The sequence below is a fragment of the Nostoc sp. FACHB-892 genome (assembly GCF_014698795.1).
Classification (GTDB): domain Bacteria; phylum Cyanobacteriota; class Cyanobacteriia; order Cyanobacteriales; family Nostocaceae; genus Nostoc.
In genome coordinates this window covers 240,155-257,456 of record NZ_JACJTR010000002.1, presented here as the reverse complement: position 1 = coordinate 257,456, position 17,302 = coordinate 240,155, and the positions used below count along the sequence as shown (strand labels likewise).

The 17,302-nt window shown below is 41.5% G+C and carries 14 protein-coding genes; 7 read left to right on the top strand and 7 right to left on the bottom strand.

Going from position 1 to position 17,302, the window contains the following annotated elements; genetic code table 11:
* Nucleotides 1–45: 45 nt before the first annotated feature.
* From H6G96_RS03795 to btpA, 4 genes are all read right to left on the bottom strand, one after another.
* Nucleotides 46–273 (bottom strand): hypothetical protein, encoded by a 228-nt coding sequence (locus tag H6G96_RS03795; protein ID WP_190910212.1) that lies wholly within the window; start codon nt 271–273, stop codon nt 46–48.
* Nucleotides 274–837: 564 nt separating this feature from the next.
* Entirely contained in the window at nt 838–3,048 is a 2,211-nt protein-coding gene (locus H6G96_RS03790) for a CHASE2 domain-containing protein (protein ID WP_190910211.1), read from the bottom strand.
* A 421-nt stretch (nt 3,049–3,469) separates the two neighbouring features.
* Complete coding sequence (locus H6G96_RS03785; protein WP_190910210.1) at nt 3,470–4,453, bottom strand: vitamin K epoxide reductase family protein; 984 nt, start codon at nt 4,451–4,453, stop codon at nt 3,470–3,472.
* A 77-nt stretch (nt 4,454–4,530) separates the two neighbouring features.
* Nucleotides 4,531–5,379, bottom strand: a complete 849-nt coding sequence (gene btpA, locus H6G96_RS03780; protein ID WP_190910209.1) for a photosystem I biogenesis protein BtpA — start codon at nt 5,377–5,379, stop codon at nt 4,531–4,533.
* A 678-nt stretch (nt 5,380–6,057) separates the two neighbouring features.
* Between btpA and rimO the strand changes: the two genes are divergently transcribed.
* The 3 genes from rimO to H6G96_RS03765 all read left to right on the top strand — a co-directional run bounded on the left by rimO (nt 6,058) and on the right by H6G96_RS03765 (nt 9,950).
* Nucleotides 6,058–7,377 carry a 30S ribosomal protein S12 methylthiotransferase RimO gene (rimO, locus tag H6G96_RS03775; protein WP_190910208.1) on the top strand — a complete coding sequence of 440 codons (1,320 nt, stop codon included), beginning with the start codon at nt 6,058–6,060 and terminating at the stop codon, nt 7,375–7,377.
* Between the two features lie 267 nt (nt 7,378–7,644).
* Nucleotides 7,645–9,174, top strand: coding sequence for a DEAD/DEAH box helicase (locus H6G96_RS03770; RefSeq protein WP_190910207.1), 1,530 nt, complete (start codon nt 7,645–7,647; stop codon nt 9,172–9,174).
* A 197-nt stretch (nt 9,175–9,371) separates the two neighbouring features.
* Nucleotides 9,372–9,950, top strand: coding sequence for a Uma2 family endonuclease (locus H6G96_RS03765; protein ID WP_190910206.1), 579 nt, complete (start codon nt 9,372–9,374; stop codon nt 9,948–9,950).
* A 10-nt stretch (nt 9,951–9,960) separates the two neighbouring features.
* Here H6G96_RS03765 and H6G96_RS03760 read toward each other — a convergent pair whose 3' ends face one another.
* From H6G96_RS03760 to H6G96_RS03750, 3 genes are all read right to left on the bottom strand, one after another.
* Nucleotides 9,961–10,908: an aldo/keto reductase gene (locus H6G96_RS03760; protein ID WP_190910205.1), complete on the bottom strand. Its 948-nt coding sequence runs from the start codon at nt 10,906–10,908 to the stop codon at nt 9,961–9,963.
* A 271-nt stretch (nt 10,909–11,179) separates the two neighbouring features.
* The gene (locus H6G96_RS03755; protein ID WP_190910204.1) at nt 11,180–11,404 is read right to left on the bottom strand and encodes a hypothetical protein; all 225 of its coding nucleotides are present in this window, start codon (nt 11,402–11,404) and stop codon (nt 11,180–11,182) included.
* Nucleotides 11,405–12,330: 926 nt separating this feature from the next.
* The gene (locus H6G96_RS03750) at nt 12,331–12,708 is read right to left on the bottom strand and encodes a hypothetical protein (RefSeq protein WP_190910203.1); all 378 of its coding nucleotides are present in this window, start codon (nt 12,706–12,708) and stop codon (nt 12,331–12,333) included.
* Between the two features lie 335 nt (nt 12,709–13,043).
* On the opposite strand from H6G96_RS03750, the gene H6G96_RS03745 reads away from it, so the two are divergent.
* The 4 genes from H6G96_RS03745 to H6G96_RS03730 all read left to right on the top strand — a co-directional run bounded on the left by H6G96_RS03745 (nt 13,044) and on the right by H6G96_RS03730 (nt 17,220).
* Nucleotides 13,044–14,477: a BCD family MFS transporter gene (locus tag H6G96_RS03745; protein ID WP_190910202.1), complete on the top strand. Its 1,434-nt coding sequence runs from the start codon at nt 13,044–13,046 to the stop codon at nt 14,475–14,477.
* A gap of 84 nt (nt 14,478–14,561) precedes the next feature.
* The gene (locus H6G96_RS03740; RefSeq protein WP_190910201.1) at nt 14,562–15,368 is read left to right on the top strand and encodes an inositol monophosphatase family protein; all 807 of its coding nucleotides are present in this window, start codon (nt 14,562–14,564) and stop codon (nt 15,366–15,368) included.
* Nucleotides 15,369–15,588: 220 nt separating this feature from the next.
* Nucleotides 15,589–16,158, top strand: a complete 570-nt coding sequence (locus H6G96_RS03735) for a hypothetical protein (protein WP_190910200.1) — start codon at nt 15,589–15,591, stop codon at nt 16,156–16,158.
* A 105-nt stretch (nt 16,159–16,263) separates the two neighbouring features.
* Complete coding sequence (locus tag H6G96_RS03730) at nt 16,264–17,220, top strand: alcohol dehydrogenase catalytic domain-containing protein (protein ID WP_190910199.1); 957 nt, start codon at nt 16,264–16,266, stop codon at nt 17,218–17,220.
* The last annotated feature ends 82 nt before the right edge of the window (nt 17,221–17,302 follow it).

Below are 17,302 nucleotides of genomic sequence, written 5' to 3'. Positions count from 1 at the left end.
GAAGAGGTTTTTATTGACAACTAGACTTTTTATTGCACTTTACTATCAGCGAGTGCCGCTACCCTGCTGACTGTCGGGGCCACCATAATTTGGTGGAACATATTTGTCTTTATCGTTAACTTTAGGAGCAATTAAACTATTGCTGCTAGTAGCGCCAAAAGTATCAGCTCTTGCAATAGTGAACATACCTGTGGAAGTTGCAATTTTCGGTATTAGGATGTAAGCGCCTATACAGAATATTATAAACTTTGTGATTCGCAAATTAGCCTTCATAGGTTTCAGTAAATTTATTAGTTTTTCACTTAAAAATGTATTTTTTATTTTTCTACCGTATATTTACTTAATTCCTGGAAGAATAAATTTCAACTTTATTAAATTCTTACTATTAGTACTATTAGTTTAAAAGGAATAGTGATATTAGATAGTCTTCATACTTAAGTGATATTCTTAATATGTTATTTTTACATCAGTCCAAAGTTAGATATGTTGATAAATGACTGCGGGGATTATGCCTAAAGCCCTATTTATTAATAGTATTTAAATTTTCTAAGTATAAACACTATGCTAAGTGAATATCGAGGCTCAGAAAAATATTAAAAATGCTGTTTTATTTGTATAATATGATTTGCATATACTCAGTATATTTAAATAGAAAACAGCAAAATTGCTATTTTAAAAGGATTTAAAAAACTATGAACCTACGAAATACTGTAATGCCAGTAGGAAGCATAAGTATATTTTTTGGGAGTAAAAATACTTATCAGAGTTAGTTTCTTAGTTATGAGATAAAAATATTGACTAAAGTAATAAAAGTCTGAAAGCTTAAGTTTTGGCTAATTAAGCAAATTCGTAACGATTTTTGCCCTGGTGCTTGGCACGATACATTGCTGCATCTGCTTGTTTAATCAAAGTTTCACTGTCTTGACTGTTGTATGGGTAAACACTAATGCCAATACTGGCAGAGACTCGGATTGCATAGCCGTCCAAAACAATTGGCTTAGTAATACTGTTTAAAATTTTTTCTGCGACTTTAGCAGCTATTTGAACATCAGGAATTGCCCGTAAAATCACAGTAAACTCATCGCCACCCAAACGAGAAACTGTATCACTAGCGCGTAAAGAGTTGCTTAGTCGTCTCGCAATAGTCATTAGCAAGCGATCGCCCGTCTCGTGTCCTAAAGTATCATTGACTTGCTTAAAGCCATCTAAATCAATAAACAGCAGCCCTAGCAATAAGTTGTTGTGTTGCGCCCACTGTAACGACTCGTCAAGTTGTTCGGCAAAAAACTTGCGATTGGATAGACCTGTCAGGGGGTCGTGATATGCTAAGTGACGCAAGTGGTCTTCTTTGAGTTTTAATTCGTTGTTAGAGCGGAATAGTTTAGCAGCAGTACGTTTAAGCCGCTCTTCCATGAGCTTGCGCTGAGTAATATCTCTGATGACTCCAACTAAAAATAAATTACCAGCTGAATCTTTGTGGAGCGATCGCTTAGTAGCAATTTGATAAGTCTGTCCCTCTGCATTTGTAAATTCTTCTTCATGTTCTTGGGGTTGCTGAGTTCGGAAAACAAGATCATCCTGTTGTCGGAACACATCGGCTTCATGTTTAGAGAAAAAGTCATAGTCTGACTTTTCAATTAATAACTTATTCGGATAACCGATAAATCGACAATACGCCTCATTTAAAACAATCCACTGATGTTGTTCATTTTTCACAAAAATTGGATCAGGAATTGTATTGATTACGTGATGCAAAAATTCTTTGGAACGTTTCCACTCTTCCTGCATATGGGCAATATGACTGATCATCCAAATAGCTGAACTGCCAAAGCTAAACAGAGAGGGAATGAGCGGTATCCAGCAACCGGACAAAAAAGCAAGATACGCACTCAGGGTTAATATAAAACAAGCAACTAGAATGCTGAGGAGGCTTTTAGTTGCGTGTCGTATTCGCAATGTCGTCACGGTTCCTAGATAAGACCAGATAAAAATCCACAAGTCTTCCACTAAGTCAGGCCAGACTTTGAGTAAGGGTCGTCCTTGCAGAGCCGCTGAGATTAACTCACTAATGAAATAAGCTTGTAGTTGAATACCAGGTACACGTTTTGCCGGGCCCATTAGACTGCTGGAATAGGGAATAAAGACAAAATCTTGGAGACTGGGTGCAGTGGAGCCAATTAGTATAATTCGATCTTTAATCAAGTTGTCTTTGACTTTATCTGCCAGTACATCTCTCATTGATACCTGATGAAAATGACAAAATTCTTCAGATAAACTTTGACATTTGAGTTTGGGTTTGGGAAAATTAGACAAAATTTGATAGCCTCTGTCATCAGCTCCCACATAACCACCATCATTAGCTTCAAAACGAGTAAATACTGCCTTACCCAATTGCAAATACGTAGGGTTGTTTTTTGCTTCGGTGGGAGTAATTCCCTTTGGCTTTAAATACAATAAAGCTAACTTTAAAGCAAAACTTTCGTGTCCCTGACTATTAATGTGCCAATACAACAAGCTGCGACGTACTTTACCATCAAGATCATATAACACGTTGTTAAAGCCCACTTGCTCCTGATTTAGACCTTGCGGAGGTGAAACCCTAACGTTTTTATTTTCATCATTTGCTAATAGTTCAATACCAATCAAATTGGGCATTGACTTATAAACATCTTTAAGTTCTTCAACACCAGACTTTACTGACAAATCTCTATAGATATCTAAGCCAATAGCACGAGGTTTGTGGACATTTAATTTTTGCAATAACTGGGCAATAATTATATCTGGAATCGGCCACGAACCTACTTGCTTTAAATCGGTTTCATCAATCGCTACGATCGTAATACGCTCTTCTGGCGGTTCGTTTGGACGTAAACAAAAAAATTGATCCAAAGCTGTCAACTCCAAAGATTGCAGTAATCCGATGGAGTGCAAAACCAGGACGCAGACTGCAACGCTGGCAGCAGTAATCAACTCCCTGTGTCCTCGACTAAGCGATTGTTTCAGTCCAAAGATTAACTTCACAAGACGCTTGCCTAGCTGCTGATTCATTCCCATTACCTAGTGTCGAGAAATATTCTCTATTTCCTTTAGCTATTAACTATCGGACTAACATAGCTCAAGCGGGAGCTAAATAACTTTCAATAGATACACCTTTGGATTCGGCTCTAACATGATTACATCCCAAGGTAGCTCCCAATTGCTGTAACAACAAATTAAAATATACATTATATTAAAGTAAATATACTTAATTAAGTTCCTTCTGCTTGAGATATTTGAAGATAAAAGCCGGAGGAAAATTAGTAATTGCGTATTGGACAATACCTATTGTCTATTACCAAAAACAAAAAAGCCAACTGGAAACAGACTTTGCTGTATTCATGCAGTTGGCTATAGGATGTGAACTACATCGATGTTCCGATGTTGCCATTTCAAATTATTGAGAAGCGCAGATGAAGCTTTCTCAAGGCGATTACCTGAAATACTTGAAGTTCCGAGGGCCCGTGTAACCAGAAACTTTCGCTAGTTCCTCTAAATTTTGGACTCCGCTATAGCTCTTACCATCGATGATCCAAGTGGGGAAGCCTTCAATTTTTGCGGCTTTACACAGTTCGGGTTGAGCTTTTAGCCCATCGGGAGCGCACTCTACCTTAATATCATTGTTGATTATTTCCCCGGCTTCTTTACCAAAAAGCAGCTTTTGTTCATGGCAGTGAGGACACCAGTAAGCACTGTATTCCTTTGCGCCTACTTTCGCTAGATGGCGAGCTAGGGCTATTTCTGCCTCACCAGAAGTGGTGGTAACTTCCCAACCGAACGCTGGGTTAGGATCTGTCTTGGGAGTAAAGGTAATTTTTGCAGGTTGTCCAGGAGTTCCAGACGTAACATCTGATTGATTCACGCCAGCATAGACGCCTAAAGTGCCAATCAGGGTTACCATCCCCACAATAAGGGCGGTAAATAATATTTGTCCAATATCCTCCCAAGTTCGACCGATAATCGTCAGTACTAAAAGACTGAGGGAGAATAAAGCTGAACCAATACAGTAAAGACAAGTAGCTTGGATTTGAGATGCCAGCACGTACATTAAGTAGCCGCTAAAGACCGACATAGCGATCGCTCCCGCCAGCAGCAGCCACCATGTCCAATTTTCCAATTGTTTGCGATTATTGTTGTCCCCTGAGTTAAATACCAAAGGAGCCAAAGCAAATATTGCCATACTAATGTATGCCAAAAACCCAAACAAAGCTAATGGCTGACCAAAAACTGTTGCCCAAGGGCTGGAAAGCACATCATTACAGCCCTTAGCACCAACCTGTGCCACACAAGCTGCACTGCCTCCTGTTAACTTCTCTATAGTGAGATAACCTGTGATCAAGGCACCGCATCCAGCGATCGCGGCAATCAATGGACGTGACCATTTATGAATCCAAGGAGTAGAACGGCGGCGAATCATAAACTGTTATTGGTTAATGGGCATTGGGCATTGGGCATTGGGCAATTGAGTATTAATTATTTCTCCCCATGCCCCATTTAAGAATGTAACTTCACTTGTTCTGCTGATTTGCTTTCACTTTTGGAGTTCCAATTGCGACGTGCGGCTTCTACAAATTGACTGACGCGAATTGGGTCAATTGGTTGCTCTATACGTCCGTGACGCTTCAGGGAACTGGAAACTATTACACCATCTGCTGCCTGCATCAATGTATCAATATTTTCCCAATTAGCTCCACTACCGATGAATACTGGTGTGCCAGCTGCTGCATCACAAGCTAGTTCCAAATCTTCTAAGTTAGGAGGGCTACCAGTAGCCCAACCAGATAAAATCACTCCGTCTGCTAAACCCCTTTCAATGGTGTCTTTCACAGCAACTGTGAGATTTGGAGAACTCAAAGGACGGGCGTGTTTTACCAAAACATCGGCCAGGATTTTAACATTGCTGCCTAATTCGCGTCGATAGCGGAGCAGTTGATGGGCTTCTCCTTCAATTAATCCTTGGTCGGTTGCCATCACCCCTGTGAGAACATTGACGCGGATGAATTGTGCTTGCACACAGCTAGCGATCGCCAATGCACTTTTGCCGTCGTTTCGCAAAACATTTAACCCTATAGGCAAAGTCACCAAGTTTTGTATCCGTTGCACCACAATGGTCATGGCGCTCACAACCACGGGATCAACTTGGTTTTTGGTAAAGGGCGCGTCGAAAAAGTTTTCCACAATCAGCCCGTCAACGCCTCCACTTGCCAGGGCGACGGCTTCTTGTTCAGCGCGGTCAATCACCGCTTTTAGGCTACCTCCCCAACGAGGTGAGGTCGGCAGTGGTAGCAGGTGAACCACGCCAATAATCGGTGAGCGAGTTTTAAATAATTGATATAAGTCCACGTCTTTAATCCGCCTCGCGGAGTCCAGAGTCTAGAATTTTTTGACTATTGACTGTATGACCCTTGACTCTTGACTTTTTCATTAACTAGTCAAATGTGTTTTATGATGGTCGGTTTGTTGCCTCCTTCCTCAGATGGAAATTAGCCTCAAACCTCCCATAAGATATGTTAAGATAAAACTTGGCTATCAAGAGGAGTTTGCCACTCACTAGACGCAAGGCAGCTTTCCGTGGTTTAGGCATCTTGTCCGCGCCCAGTCGCAGGGCTTGCCAATCGCCAGGCTAGTATTACTGCTTTTTAGGCGTAGTCGCTTTCGTCGATTTCCCTGAGGGTAGCGACTTCTCAACAACAAGCCCTTTGGGCGGCTTCCCGATGGGTAGATTAACAACGCACACGCTGTGGTAATGTAAAATACCAATAGGCGAATTGTTAAAAAAGATTACAAGTGTCAAATGTACCCAAAGACACTTCAATTTACCCTGGGGAACAGATTGATAGGAATATCATAACATGACCTCTATTTTTATTTATTGATAAGGTTATGAGTCCACGTACAGTTACTAACAGTGGGAATTTGCCACTGCGCTGTTTTCATGAGGATGCTGATAGCAAAAAAGCCAAGTTAGCGCCGGAATGTTTGACTACAAAATGAAGAAGAAAATGAAGATTTTTTCAAAATATGGGTGACAAGCCAACAATTGCTATTTCTCACCTGGGCTGCGAGAAAAACCGAATTGATACAGAACACATGCTAGGAATGCTCGTAGAAGCAGGCTACGGTGTAGATACAAATGAAGAATTAGCTGATTACGTTATTGTTAATACCTGTAGTTTTATTGAAGCAGCCCGGCAAGAATCTGTCAGAACTTTAGTAGAACTGGCAGAGGCAAATAAAAAGATTGTAATCACTGGCTGTATGGCGCAACATTTCCAAGAACAACTTTTGGAAGAGTTGCCTGAAGCAGTAGCAGTGGTGGGTACAGGCGATTATCACAAAATTGTAAATGTAATTGAGCGTGTAGAACAAGGCGAGCGGGTCAAACAGGTTAGTATCGAACCAACCTACATTGCCGACGAGACTACACCGCGCTATCGCACTACAACGGAGGGCGTAGCTTACCTCCGGGTTGCAGAAGGATGTGATTATCGTTGTGCATTTTGTATAATTCCTCATCTTCGAGGGAACCAGCGATCGCGTACTATTGAATCTATAGTCGCCGAAGCCGAGCAGTTAGTTAGTCAAGGGGTAAAGGAAATTATTCTAATTTCCCAAATCACAACTAATTACGGTTTGGATATCTACGGTAAGCCAAAATTAGCCGAACTACTTCGCGCTTTGGGGAAAGTAGATATACCGTGGATCAGAATGCACTATGCTTATCCCACGGGACTGACCCCAGATGTGATCGCGGCGATTCAAGAAACAGCAAACGTCTTGCCTTATCTGGATTTGCCCTTGCAACATTCTCATCCAGAGATTCTCCGCGCCATGAACCGTCCTTGCCAAGGACAGGTAAATGATGGGATTATAGATCGCATCAAAACGGCGCTACCAACAGCCGTACTGCGGACAACATTTATTGTTGGTTTCCCAGGAGAAACAACTGAGCATTTTGAGCATCTACTAGAGTTCGTTCAACGGCATGAATTCGATCATGTTGGCGTCTTCACCTTTTCCCCTGAAGAAGGAACCCCAGCTTATAAGCTACAAAATCAGTTGCCCCAAGACGTAATGGACGATCGCCGATACCAACTGATGGAACTCCAGCAACCGATTTCTCAAAAGAAAAATCAGCAGGAAGTAGGCAAAATCGTCGATGTCCTGATTGAGCAAGAAAATCCTGAAAGTGGTGAGTTAATAGGTCGTTCAGGTAGATTTTCCCCAGAGGTTGATGGTCTGGTGTATGTCAAAGGCCAGGCAAAGTTAGGAACCATCGTGCCAATAGCGATTCACCACGCTGATACATACGACCTCTATGGTCAAGTAGTCAATAACTAAATTGTCATTCGTCTTTTGTCCAAAGTCCATTTGTTAAATGACCCTTACAGATTCATCCTTATATTAAGGTCAATGCTGCATTAATAGCAGTTTTCATGAGGGTTTACCTGAAGTTCAAAGACTCACTCGTGGGCATAGTTTCTCCAAAAGTTGAGGCTTTGCTATCGCCCTTGGCTCACTAACTAGCCAATAACTAATGACTAATGACTAATGACTAATGACTAGTGACTAATCCAAAAATCCTTACATAAAATTTAGGACGAATTAATGACTCTTTCATTCCAAGAATTAGGCATTTCCCAAGAACGTGTCGCCCAACTAGAAAAAATCGGTTTTACCGAACCAACTAACATTCAAGTCCAAGCAATTCCCCAATTGCTGGGTGGTCGTGATGTAGTAGGTCAATCTCAAACAGGAACAGGCAAAACAGCAGCTTTCTCGCTGCCTATTTTAGAACGGCTGGATGTAAATCAAAAAGCTGTACAAGCCATAGTTTTAACACCAACTCGTGAATTAGCGATGCAAGTTCACGATGCGATCGCCCAATTCATCGGTAACGAAGGATTGCGGGTGTTAGCAATCTACGGTGGTCAATCAATTGACCGCCAAATGTTACAACTCAAACGTGGCGTTCACATGGTTGTGGGCACTCCCGGACGGGTGATCGATTTGCTAGATCGCGGCTGTTTAAAGCTCGATCAAGTGAAGTGGTTTGTGTTGGATGAAGCCGATGAAATGTTGAGCATGGGCTTCATCGACGATGTGATCAAAATCCTCTCGCAAGCACCTGTAGATCGCCAAACAGCTTTATTCTCGGCAACAATGCCACCATCAATTCGGATGTTAGTGAATAAGTTCTTGCGATCGCCTGCAACTGTCACCGTTGAGCAGCCAAAAGCCGCTCCCAACAAGATTAATCAGGTAGCTTACTTGATCCCCCGCCACTGGACAAAAGCCAAAGCTTTACAGCCAATTCTGGAAATGGAAGATCCAGAAACAGCTTTAATCTTTGTCCGCACCAGACGCACAGCCGCAGAACTCACTAGTCAGTTGCAAGGTGCTGGTCACAGTGTAGATGAATACCACGGTGACTTGTCGCAACAAGCGCGGGAACGGTTATTAATCAGATTCCGTAACCGTCAAGTTCGCTGGGTGGTAGCAACTGATATTGCAGCACGAGGGTTAGATGTCGATCAACTCTCCCATGTAATCAACTTCGACTTACCCGATAGCGTAGAAACCTACGTCCACCGTATTGGTCGTACTGGTCGTGCTGGTAAAGAAGGAACAGCAATCTCTCTAGTACAACCATTTGAGCGGCGCAAACAGCAAACATTTGAACGTCATAACCGCCAAAGTTGGCAATTGCTGTCGATTCCAACACGCGCACAAATTGAAGCGCGGCACATCCTGAAATTGCAAGAACAGGTTCGGGAAGCTTTGACAGGAGAGCGTTTGGCTTCATTCTTGCCAATTGTTAGCGAATTGATTGAAGAATACGATGCTCAAGCGATCGCCGCAGCAGCACTACAAATTGCTTACGATCAAACTCGTCCCGCTTGGTTGAGTTCAGACGTGGAAATTCCTCAAGAGGAATCTTCTGCTCCCAAACCAAGGCTCGGTAAGCGTCGTGAATCTTCTAGCGATCGCCCTCGTACTGCGTGGAAATCAGATAGCAACAATGGTGAAGAAAGACATTCTTCTCCTAAGCCAAAACTGCGGACAAGTGGGCAGGATTCTTCTGCATCCCCTAGTAAAAAGATAGGTTCACCTACAGCTAGAGAATCAGCTTCTTAGTTAAAAGTTAGAAGTTAATCAATTTTGGATTTTAGATTTTTAGATTTTTTCTTCAATCCAAAATCCAAATATAAAATTAGAGAGTTGAGAGTTAAGAGTCAGGATTTTGACTTTGGCTCTTGACTTTTTGGCTTTTTGGATAACTTTTTCTACCCGTTTGTAGGAAGATCAATTAAAGATGCATTCATCGTGGTCTTATGTTCACTATTCCAGACTTAGAGCAACTACAAGCAGAGCATCCAGAATGGCAGATGGAGCTAGTAGACGGAAATATAGTTGTTATGGGTCCATCAGATTATGAGTCAGAGGAAATTGGTGCTGAATTAGTTAGATTACTCGGCAACTGGGTACGCCCACAGAGGCTAGGACGGATAACTGGTTCTAGCGCGGGTTTCATTTTACCTACCTTAGAAACTCAAAACGGCAAAGAAGCTGATAACGAAAAACGAAATCTCCGCGCTCCCGATGTGTCTTTTGTTCGTGCTGGGAGACTGAAAACAAGCAAACGTGACTTTGTAGAACTTGTACCTGACTTAATGGTAGAAATAAAATCTAAGTCAGACCGGATCAAACCACTGGTAGAAAAGATTCAGCTATTCTTACAACTCGGATGTGCAGTTGGTATCCTAATTGATCCTGACAAATTGACGCTCACAGTTTATCGGCTTAACCAAGAACCAATAGTTTTGCAAGATAACGACAAACTGACACTACCAGACTTATTGCCTGGTTGGGAGCTAGTAGTGTCAGAAATTTGGCCTCCTGTATTTGAGTAGTTCAAAAATACTATAACCAAGAACGACTAACTAGTTCTAACTCTCCAATTTCATCGTCGCTCAATTTCCAGCCCAAAGCGCCAGCATTTTGCCGCACGTGTTCAGCTGTCTTCACACCAGCAATGGGAATAACGTTCCCCTGAGCAATTAACCAGTTGAGAGCAACTTGGGCGGGGGTGCGATCGTATTTTTCCCCGAAGTTGCGTAGCAAAGATATGACTGGGGCAATTTTTTGCAAACCTTCTTTCTTAAATCGTGGGTCTATTTTTCTTGCTCCAGTTGGGGTTTCAACACTATCAATACTGTACTTACCTGTGAGTAACCCCTGAGCTAAAGGACTATAAGCCAAGATAGTCACCCCTAACTCACGGGCAGTTGCTAAAATACCCTTACTTTCAATTTGGCGAGTGAGTAGAGAATAGCGGACTTGGTTTACAGCCAAAGGTACTCCACGGGCCGCTAATATTTGATGCGCATCTCGCATTTGCTCTGCTGAGTAATTACTTACACCGACTGCGCCAATTCTGCCCTCCTTCACTTCATCCGCTAGGGCATTCATCAAAGTTTCTTGGCTTAAAAAGAAGGCAAAAGGCCAATGCACTTGGTACAGGGCAATTCGCTCTAATTGTAAGCGTTTGAGGCTTGCTGTTAAAGCATCAGAGACGGATTGGGCTGTAAATCGCCACGGTAAAGGGCCAAATTTTGTGGCAATTTGTACGGGTTGTTGTGTCTGTTGAAGAAATTGCCCCAAAAATTTCTCTGATAGTCCCATTCCGTAGATTTCGGCAGTATCAAAGAAGGTGATACCAGCTTCTAAGGCTGCTGTAAAGGCTTCTTGTAACTGTTCTGGTCCGTAGGCGTTGCCATAATTCCAAAATAGTTTATCACCCCAAGCCCAAGTGCCTATGCATAAAGGTGTAACAACTGGGCCATTTTGCCCCAATGTGAGATTTTCCACGGTTGCAAAATTTAATTTATTTACATTTCTTTACTTTTATAGTCTATCGTTACAGACAAGGTTGGGTGTGGGGAAGTTGATGTAGTATATTCAAAGTGCGATCGCCACCATTTGACCGCAACTCTTGTTGTCCGTAGGCGTAGCCTGTCGTAGACATCGCGGCTTGCATAAAGATTTACAAATTACACCTGACAATATATCTATTCTCAGAATTAAGGGAGGCTAATAACCTCCCTTTTATGATAGTTGAGTTGAGTGTATTTACTTGTATTTAAGAATTAGATGATTTATCCTGCTTGGCTTTTTTGATTAATTCCATGTAGACATTAATCTCACTAATTTCTATGTCATGCTCAACTCTGGTTACTTTCCATTTCTCTTTTTTTAGGTAAACTTCCTCTCCTACTCTGGGAGCAAATTGGAGATCGTAGAACTTTTTTAGAAAATCTTTTTGATTTTCTTCCCATAATATTACTTTGGCTGGTTCTTTACTCATTGCTTATGGCTGTTTGGTTACTAGATGAAGTTAAGTAGCTTGATGACATACATACAGCAAGCTTATCTTACTAATTCAATGGAATAGCGTAGTTAAAACCACATTTTAATATTGATATTTTTATGTGGTTTGATTGCGTCCGATAAAGTTACAGGGCAATGCTAGAACTTTAGTAAATTTTACTATTGGGTATATTTGAAAATATTTCTCAGGTGTTGGGGTAGAAAAATAAGTACAATCCGTCAAACTAACGTAAAACTAAGAGTTATTGCCGTTGATCAATACTGATTAATACAGTCATTTAGCAACACCAAAATTTTTATACTCCCTAATATACTTAAATGGAAAAGGGATTACAGTACTTTGCCCTGTGCGGACAAAATCAACATCCATAGTTTCAAGGAGTTGTCTGAATATCAGTTTTGAGTCATCCACCGCCACGATTTTACGAAGATAATAGGCATCTTTGAAAGAGAATTGCACCTTTTTTTTCGGTCTCCAACAAAGTAATAAGCTTATTTTTCGGTTTCACCAAAATATTTTATGTTAAGAGAAGCGTCGAATAAATCTTCTTTGCTCTGGTTATCATGGGGAACTTCAATCGAATTTGATATTGATCGAGAAGGTAATCTCTAAAACGAGTAGCCTCACTTGTACTACTGACATCAATATCCTTGTCTCCTACCTTCTTTGTTGTCCCCAAATACTGTGCGATTAAAGACTTAAAATCTCCTTTCGATATAGGTTGGCTACCAATTTTTATAAGTTCCAATGATAATAATTTAAATTTTTCAATATCAAGGTCAGATGGTTCTTGTAAAAATTCTTCAACTATATTAGCTAACTCATCTCCATTTCGCTTGTTTTCGGGAAGTTCAGTTTCGACTTCCCTGAGAATAGCTTCAATTTTAGAAAGGTCAGGAATACTATAGTTTTTTTCTCCATTTTGATTCTTGCAAAAGTACCGCAGGACATTCAGTTTGCATTAGATGATTATGAATATTCAAGAATAAATCAAGAAGATCCATTCGATCTCGTAATCCTGACTGAATAATATTTTTGAGTACAGCGTCTTTGGTAGTATCAAACTGATCAATAAAAACAAGTGATTTATTAATCAACCGCTCAGTGAAGTAATATGATGGTTCAACAAGTGTTGTATTTTGAGCAACGAATTTATTTATACTAAGAAATAAAATGGTCTTATCGTCTGTAAATACTGCTGGATAAAGCTCCTTAATCCAACTCAGGAGAAGCAGACCAGGATTATCTTGTTTACAGTATTGGTTTAATATTTCTTCCATATCCCTGACAACCTTAAGAAAGTTTAAAATAGTGAGATGTGAATGCTACATCTAGATAGCAGCGATCGCCAACTATGACACTAGTTTTAGTGATAAAAGACAGGGGTAAGCAAGCAACTATCTCAGTTAGCCTCTGTTAATGCTCAATCACGTTTAATCTAGTTATGGTTGCACAACAAGCCTTGAATAACCAAAAAGTTTTATGTACGTTATGCTGCGGTGTCTACCGCCAAACCCAAAAATTGATGCCCCGAAATTAGTAGTTTTTTGGAATATTGAACAGTTTATATTTAATTAAAGAGACTATATTCCATAAACTATACAAAAAAGTAGCTATGACAAGCGGTGAAATATTTGATACCCAAAAAAAATCCCTATCTGTGCCAAGGGTCAACCTGCTGACCATGTTCCGGCTAGGTTTATTTCAAATGGGGTTGAGCATGATGTCTATTTTGACTCTGGGCGTACTCAACAGAGTCATGATTCAAGAAATAGCAATTCCGGCAACGCTGGTATCAGTAGTTCTAGCACTGCCTTTATTTGTTGCTCCTTCGCGTGTCTGGTTCGGACAGATTTCCGATGCCAAGCCGTTATGGGGATACCACCGCACAGCTTATGTTTGGGTAGGGGCGGCAATATTTGCGATCGCAGCATTTTTAGCTGTACAAGTAATGTGGCAGATGAATATTGCTGGAAATAGTGCAGGTACTTGGATATGGACAACCCAAACAATCGGCTGGACAGCGCTTTTGGCTTTAGTTTTCGCTATATACGGTCTAGGAATTTGTGCTAGTGGTACTGCCTTTGCTGCTTTGTTGGTGGATATATCTGAAGAAGATAACCGTTCTAAAGTAGTCGGTGTGGTTTGGTCGATGCTAATGGTGGGGATTATTGTTGGGGCGATTATTAGTGCCAGCTTGCTCAAGCAGTTAACTCCAGAAGCAACTATAGAAACCTTGCAGCCAGCAATCAACAGATTGTTTACTATCGTCCCAGCAATTGTATTTGGTTTAGCGATCGCAGCCACATTCGGCGTAGAAAAAAAATACTCCCAATACTCAACCCGTTCCACACTGGCGAACCGGGAAGACAGTATTACTTTAGGCAATGCTTGGAAAATCTTGACAGCTAGCCCACAAACAGGTATATTTTTCACCTTTTTATTGGTGATGACTATCAGTTTGTTTATGCAAGACCCGATTTTGGAACCTTATGCGGGTCAAGTGTTTAAAATGCCCCTAGCGGAAAGTACCAAATTAAATATTTTTTATGGAACGGGTCTACTGATTGCCTACGGCGTTACGGGCTTTTTCATAGTGCCGCGATTAGGTAAGCGCAGAACTGCACGTCTAGGCTGTATGTTGGTAGCATTCTGTGCAATATTGCTAGGTATATCAGGATTCACAGCTAATGCAGCTGTTCTCAAACTAGGTTTAGTCTTGTTCGGTTTAGCCACAGGTTTCTTAACAACGGCTGCAATTAGCTTGATGTTGGATCTTACCGCAGCAGAAGCCGCAGGTACGTTTATTGGGGCATGGGGATTAGCACAGTCCATGTCTAGAGGAATAGCGGTGGTAATCGGAGGTACAGTTTTCGATATTGGACGCAAGCTGCTACCTAGCCTAGAGTTAGCTTATGGACTGGTATTCGTTTTAGAAGCAGTGGGAATGGTGGTGTCAATTTGGTTTCTGAATCGGGTGAACATCACAGAATTTCAAACAAGTACAAAGCAAGCGATCGCTTCGGTTTTAGAAAGCGATTTGGATTAAACTGTATAGGGCATGGGGCATTGGGCATTGGGCATGGGACAAATGACCAATGACCAATGACAAATGACAAATGAATATTAACCAATGAATGATTTTTGGACAACAATTTTAGATTTTGCCCAAACTACCACTACCAGAGTGGGCAAGCAGCTAATGCAAGATTTTGGGCAAGTACAAGCTTCCCAAAAAGCTGATGGTAGTTTGGTGACGCAAGCAGATAAATGGGCAGATCAGGAAATTCGGGATGCGATCGCTTCTACTTTCTCTGGTTACGGCATTTTGAGCGAAGAGAGCGATCAGTCATTTCCCGGTACTGAGTGGTGCTGGGTAATTGATCCTCTCGATGGTACAACCAACTTCACACGCGGCATCCCTATCTGGACAATATCTCTGGGTTTGCTATATCGAGGCACACCCATTTTTGGTTATATTTATGCACCAACCTTAAATCAAGCTTTTCATGGTTTCTGGGCAGGTTCATCTGGGTTAGCAACGCCCATAGGAGCATTTCTCAATCTCCACCCCATCCACACGAGTATTGATAGTCCCAGCAACAATCACTTTTTCAACCTCTGCTCCCGCAGCACCGCAGCTATGCAAAACGGCTTTCCCTGCAAAATTCGGATGTTGGGTGTGGCTAGCTATAACTTTTTGACGGTTGCAACTGGGGCTACTCTGGGTGGTATTGAGGCAACACCAAAAGTTTGGGACTTAGCCGGGGCTTGGGTAATCGTCCAGGCTGCTGGTGGGGCCTGGTTATCGCTGAAGTCAGAACCCTTTCCGTTGTCACCGGGAGAGGATTATAGCGATCGCTCTTTTCCCACCCTTGTGGTTAGTCGCCCCGAATTAGTTTCGGTATTTACACCTTTTTTAGATGGCGTAAAAATTTAGCTAATCCGCCACTCCGTTATTTGGAAACAGGGATTTTGTCAAATAAGCTACCAAGTGGCGACATCCCCGACATTAAACTTAATAAAACCCTAGTTAAACAAAGAATTGAGTATAAATAAAGCTGGTGATAATCCTGATTTAAATGCAAAATCAGTGTAGTTACTAATTTAAGCAGTATTGTAGCTTCGGTTACACTGATTAACTTGGTACAAGTAATTTTATGTTGTCTAATCTAGATTTAATTCGAGAGTTTGTGCAAAACTCTATTCATAAAAAAGACGTTTTGTTGTCAAATCCTGCTTTGACAGCGCAAACAGTATATAAAACAAACCAACTGACAGCGAAATCTGAAGGCGTGATAGCCATCGTTCAACTATCTACCACACTACCTGAATTTTCGGTTTCTCCAAAATCATCTCAGTGGGAATTGATAAATCAGGCATTAGCAGAATATAGTTATCTCCTTAAAGGAGAAGTAGATAGTCGGGGTTTCTATCAGTATCAATACTGTGAAGTTCCCAAGGGCTATGAGATGCACTGTACTAGGTCTGTAATTTTATGGCGAGCTTGGTGGAAATATCGCAAGTATGCCTCAAGCCTAGGGATTCCGTTAGAACTTCTGATTAGAAAACGAAGTTCATGGTATCCAATCAGAGATTTAATTATTAGCGACGGACTGCTCTATATCAAAACTTTAGGAAGTGAGATAGCACTTGACTCAGATGACCTAGTTACTTGGTTAAGTAAGGTTGATATCAAAATTAAAGAAATAACCACTACAGAAACATAGGCGTTCCTATGCGCTACATCTATACATCCACAGAGCCAATTGATTATTTTACAAAAATTTTTGAAAGTAGTATGACAAAATATTAGGCAAATTACGTAAAGAAAAATGAAAGGACTCTGGCTCGAAAACAACCAGTTGCACTTACGCACGGATATTCCCATTCCTGAACCACCATTGGGAGAAGCCTTGATACGTGTTTTACGTGCGGGTATTTGTAACACTGACTTGGAACTTCTCAGAGGCTATTATCCCTACACTGGTATTTTGGGGCATGAATTTGTCGGCATAGTTGAAAAAGGGCCAGAACATTTAATAAACCAACGCGTAGTTGGAGAAATCAACGCTGTATGTGGGCATTGTCGATTTTGTCGCAGAGGGCAATCAACTCACTGCGAAAATCGCACAGTGTTAGGTATTGTTAACCGTAATGGAGCCTTTGGTGAATATCTCTGTTTGCCAGTGGAAAATTTACATTTAGTACCTGATAATGTGCCAACAGAAGTAGCAACATTTACCGAACCTATAGCAGCAGCTTTGGAAATTCAGCAACAAGTACCATTGCATCCAGATGATCGGGTGCTGGTGGTTGGAGATGGCAAACTAGGGCAGTTAGTAGCTCAGACATTAGCCCTAACTGGCTGTGAACTCTTAGCTGTGGGGCGACATCGAGACAAATTGGCTAACTTAGAGGCACGGGGGATTAAAACTGGTTTAGCTAATGCTGTAAAAGATGGATATTTCGATATCTCAGTAGAATGTACTGGAAACCCAGAAGGATTTGCGATCGCCCGCCGCGCCTTACGCCCCCGTGGAACCTTAGTGCTTAAAAGTACTTATGCTGGCAACCTCAGTCTTGATGCTTCCTCGTTAGTAGTGGATGAAATTACCCTCATCGGCTCCCGTTGCGGTCCCTTTACTCCAGCACTCCAGTTGCTAGCCACAGAACAAGTTGACGTGCAACCTCTGATTCAAGCTTCCTATCCCCTCATTGAAGGACTTGCAGCTTTTGAACACGCTCAGAGTCGGGGTGTTTTAAAAATATTGCTTGATATTAGTAAATAGTTATTGGGCATTGGGCACTTTTACTGAGCGTACTCTTACCGATAAGCAAGCTACGCGTAGCGTCTGTCTCCGACACCCTGTT

What these genes read in the sequence shown, in the direction of transcription:
- H6G96_RS03795 (WP_190910212.1), bottom strand. Translation starts at nt 273, where the DNA reads ATGAAGGCTAATTTGCGAATCACAAAGTTTATAATATTCTGTATAGGC.
- H6G96_RS03765 (WP_190910206.1), top strand. Translation starts at nt 9,372, where the DNA reads ATGTTCACTATTCCAGACTTAGAGCAACTACAAGCAGAGCATCCAGAA.
- H6G96_RS03730 (WP_190910199.1), top strand. Translation starts at nt 16,264, where the DNA reads ATGAAAGGACTCTGGCTCGAAAACAACCAGTTGCACTTACGCACGGAT.
- H6G96_RS03785 (WP_190910210.1), bottom strand. Translation starts at nt 4,453, where the DNA reads ATGATTCGCCGCCGTTCTACTCCTTGGATTCATAAATGGTCACGTCCA.
- H6G96_RS03745 (WP_190910202.1), top strand. Translation starts at nt 13,044, where the DNA reads ATGACAAGCGGTGAAATATTTGATACCCAAAAAAAATCCCTATCTGTG.
- rimO (WP_190910208.1), top strand. Translation starts at nt 6,058, where the DNA reads ATGGGTGACAAGCCAACAATTGCTATTTCTCACCTGGGCTGCGAGAAA.
- H6G96_RS03770 (WP_190910207.1), top strand. Translation starts at nt 7,645, where the DNA reads ATGACTCTTTCATTCCAAGAATTAGGCATTTCCCAAGAACGTGTCGCC.
- H6G96_RS03755 (WP_190910204.1), bottom strand. Translation starts at nt 11,404, where the DNA reads ATGAGTAAAGAACCAGCCAAAGTAATATTATGGGAAGAAAATCAAAAA.
- H6G96_RS03790 (WP_190910211.1), bottom strand. Translation starts at nt 3,048, where the DNA reads ATGAATCAGCAGCTAGGCAAGCGTCTTGTGAAGTTAATCTTTGGACTG.
- H6G96_RS03750 (WP_190910203.1), bottom strand. Translation starts at nt 12,708, where the DNA reads ATGGAAGAAATATTAAACCAATACTGTAAACAAGATAATCCTGGTCTG.
- H6G96_RS03735 (WP_190910200.1), top strand. Translation starts at nt 15,589, where the DNA reads ATGTTGTCTAATCTAGATTTAATTCGAGAGTTTGTGCAAAACTCTATT.
- H6G96_RS03740 (WP_190910201.1), top strand. Translation starts at nt 14,562, where the DNA reads ATGAATGATTTTTGGACAACAATTTTAGATTTTGCCCAAACTACCACT.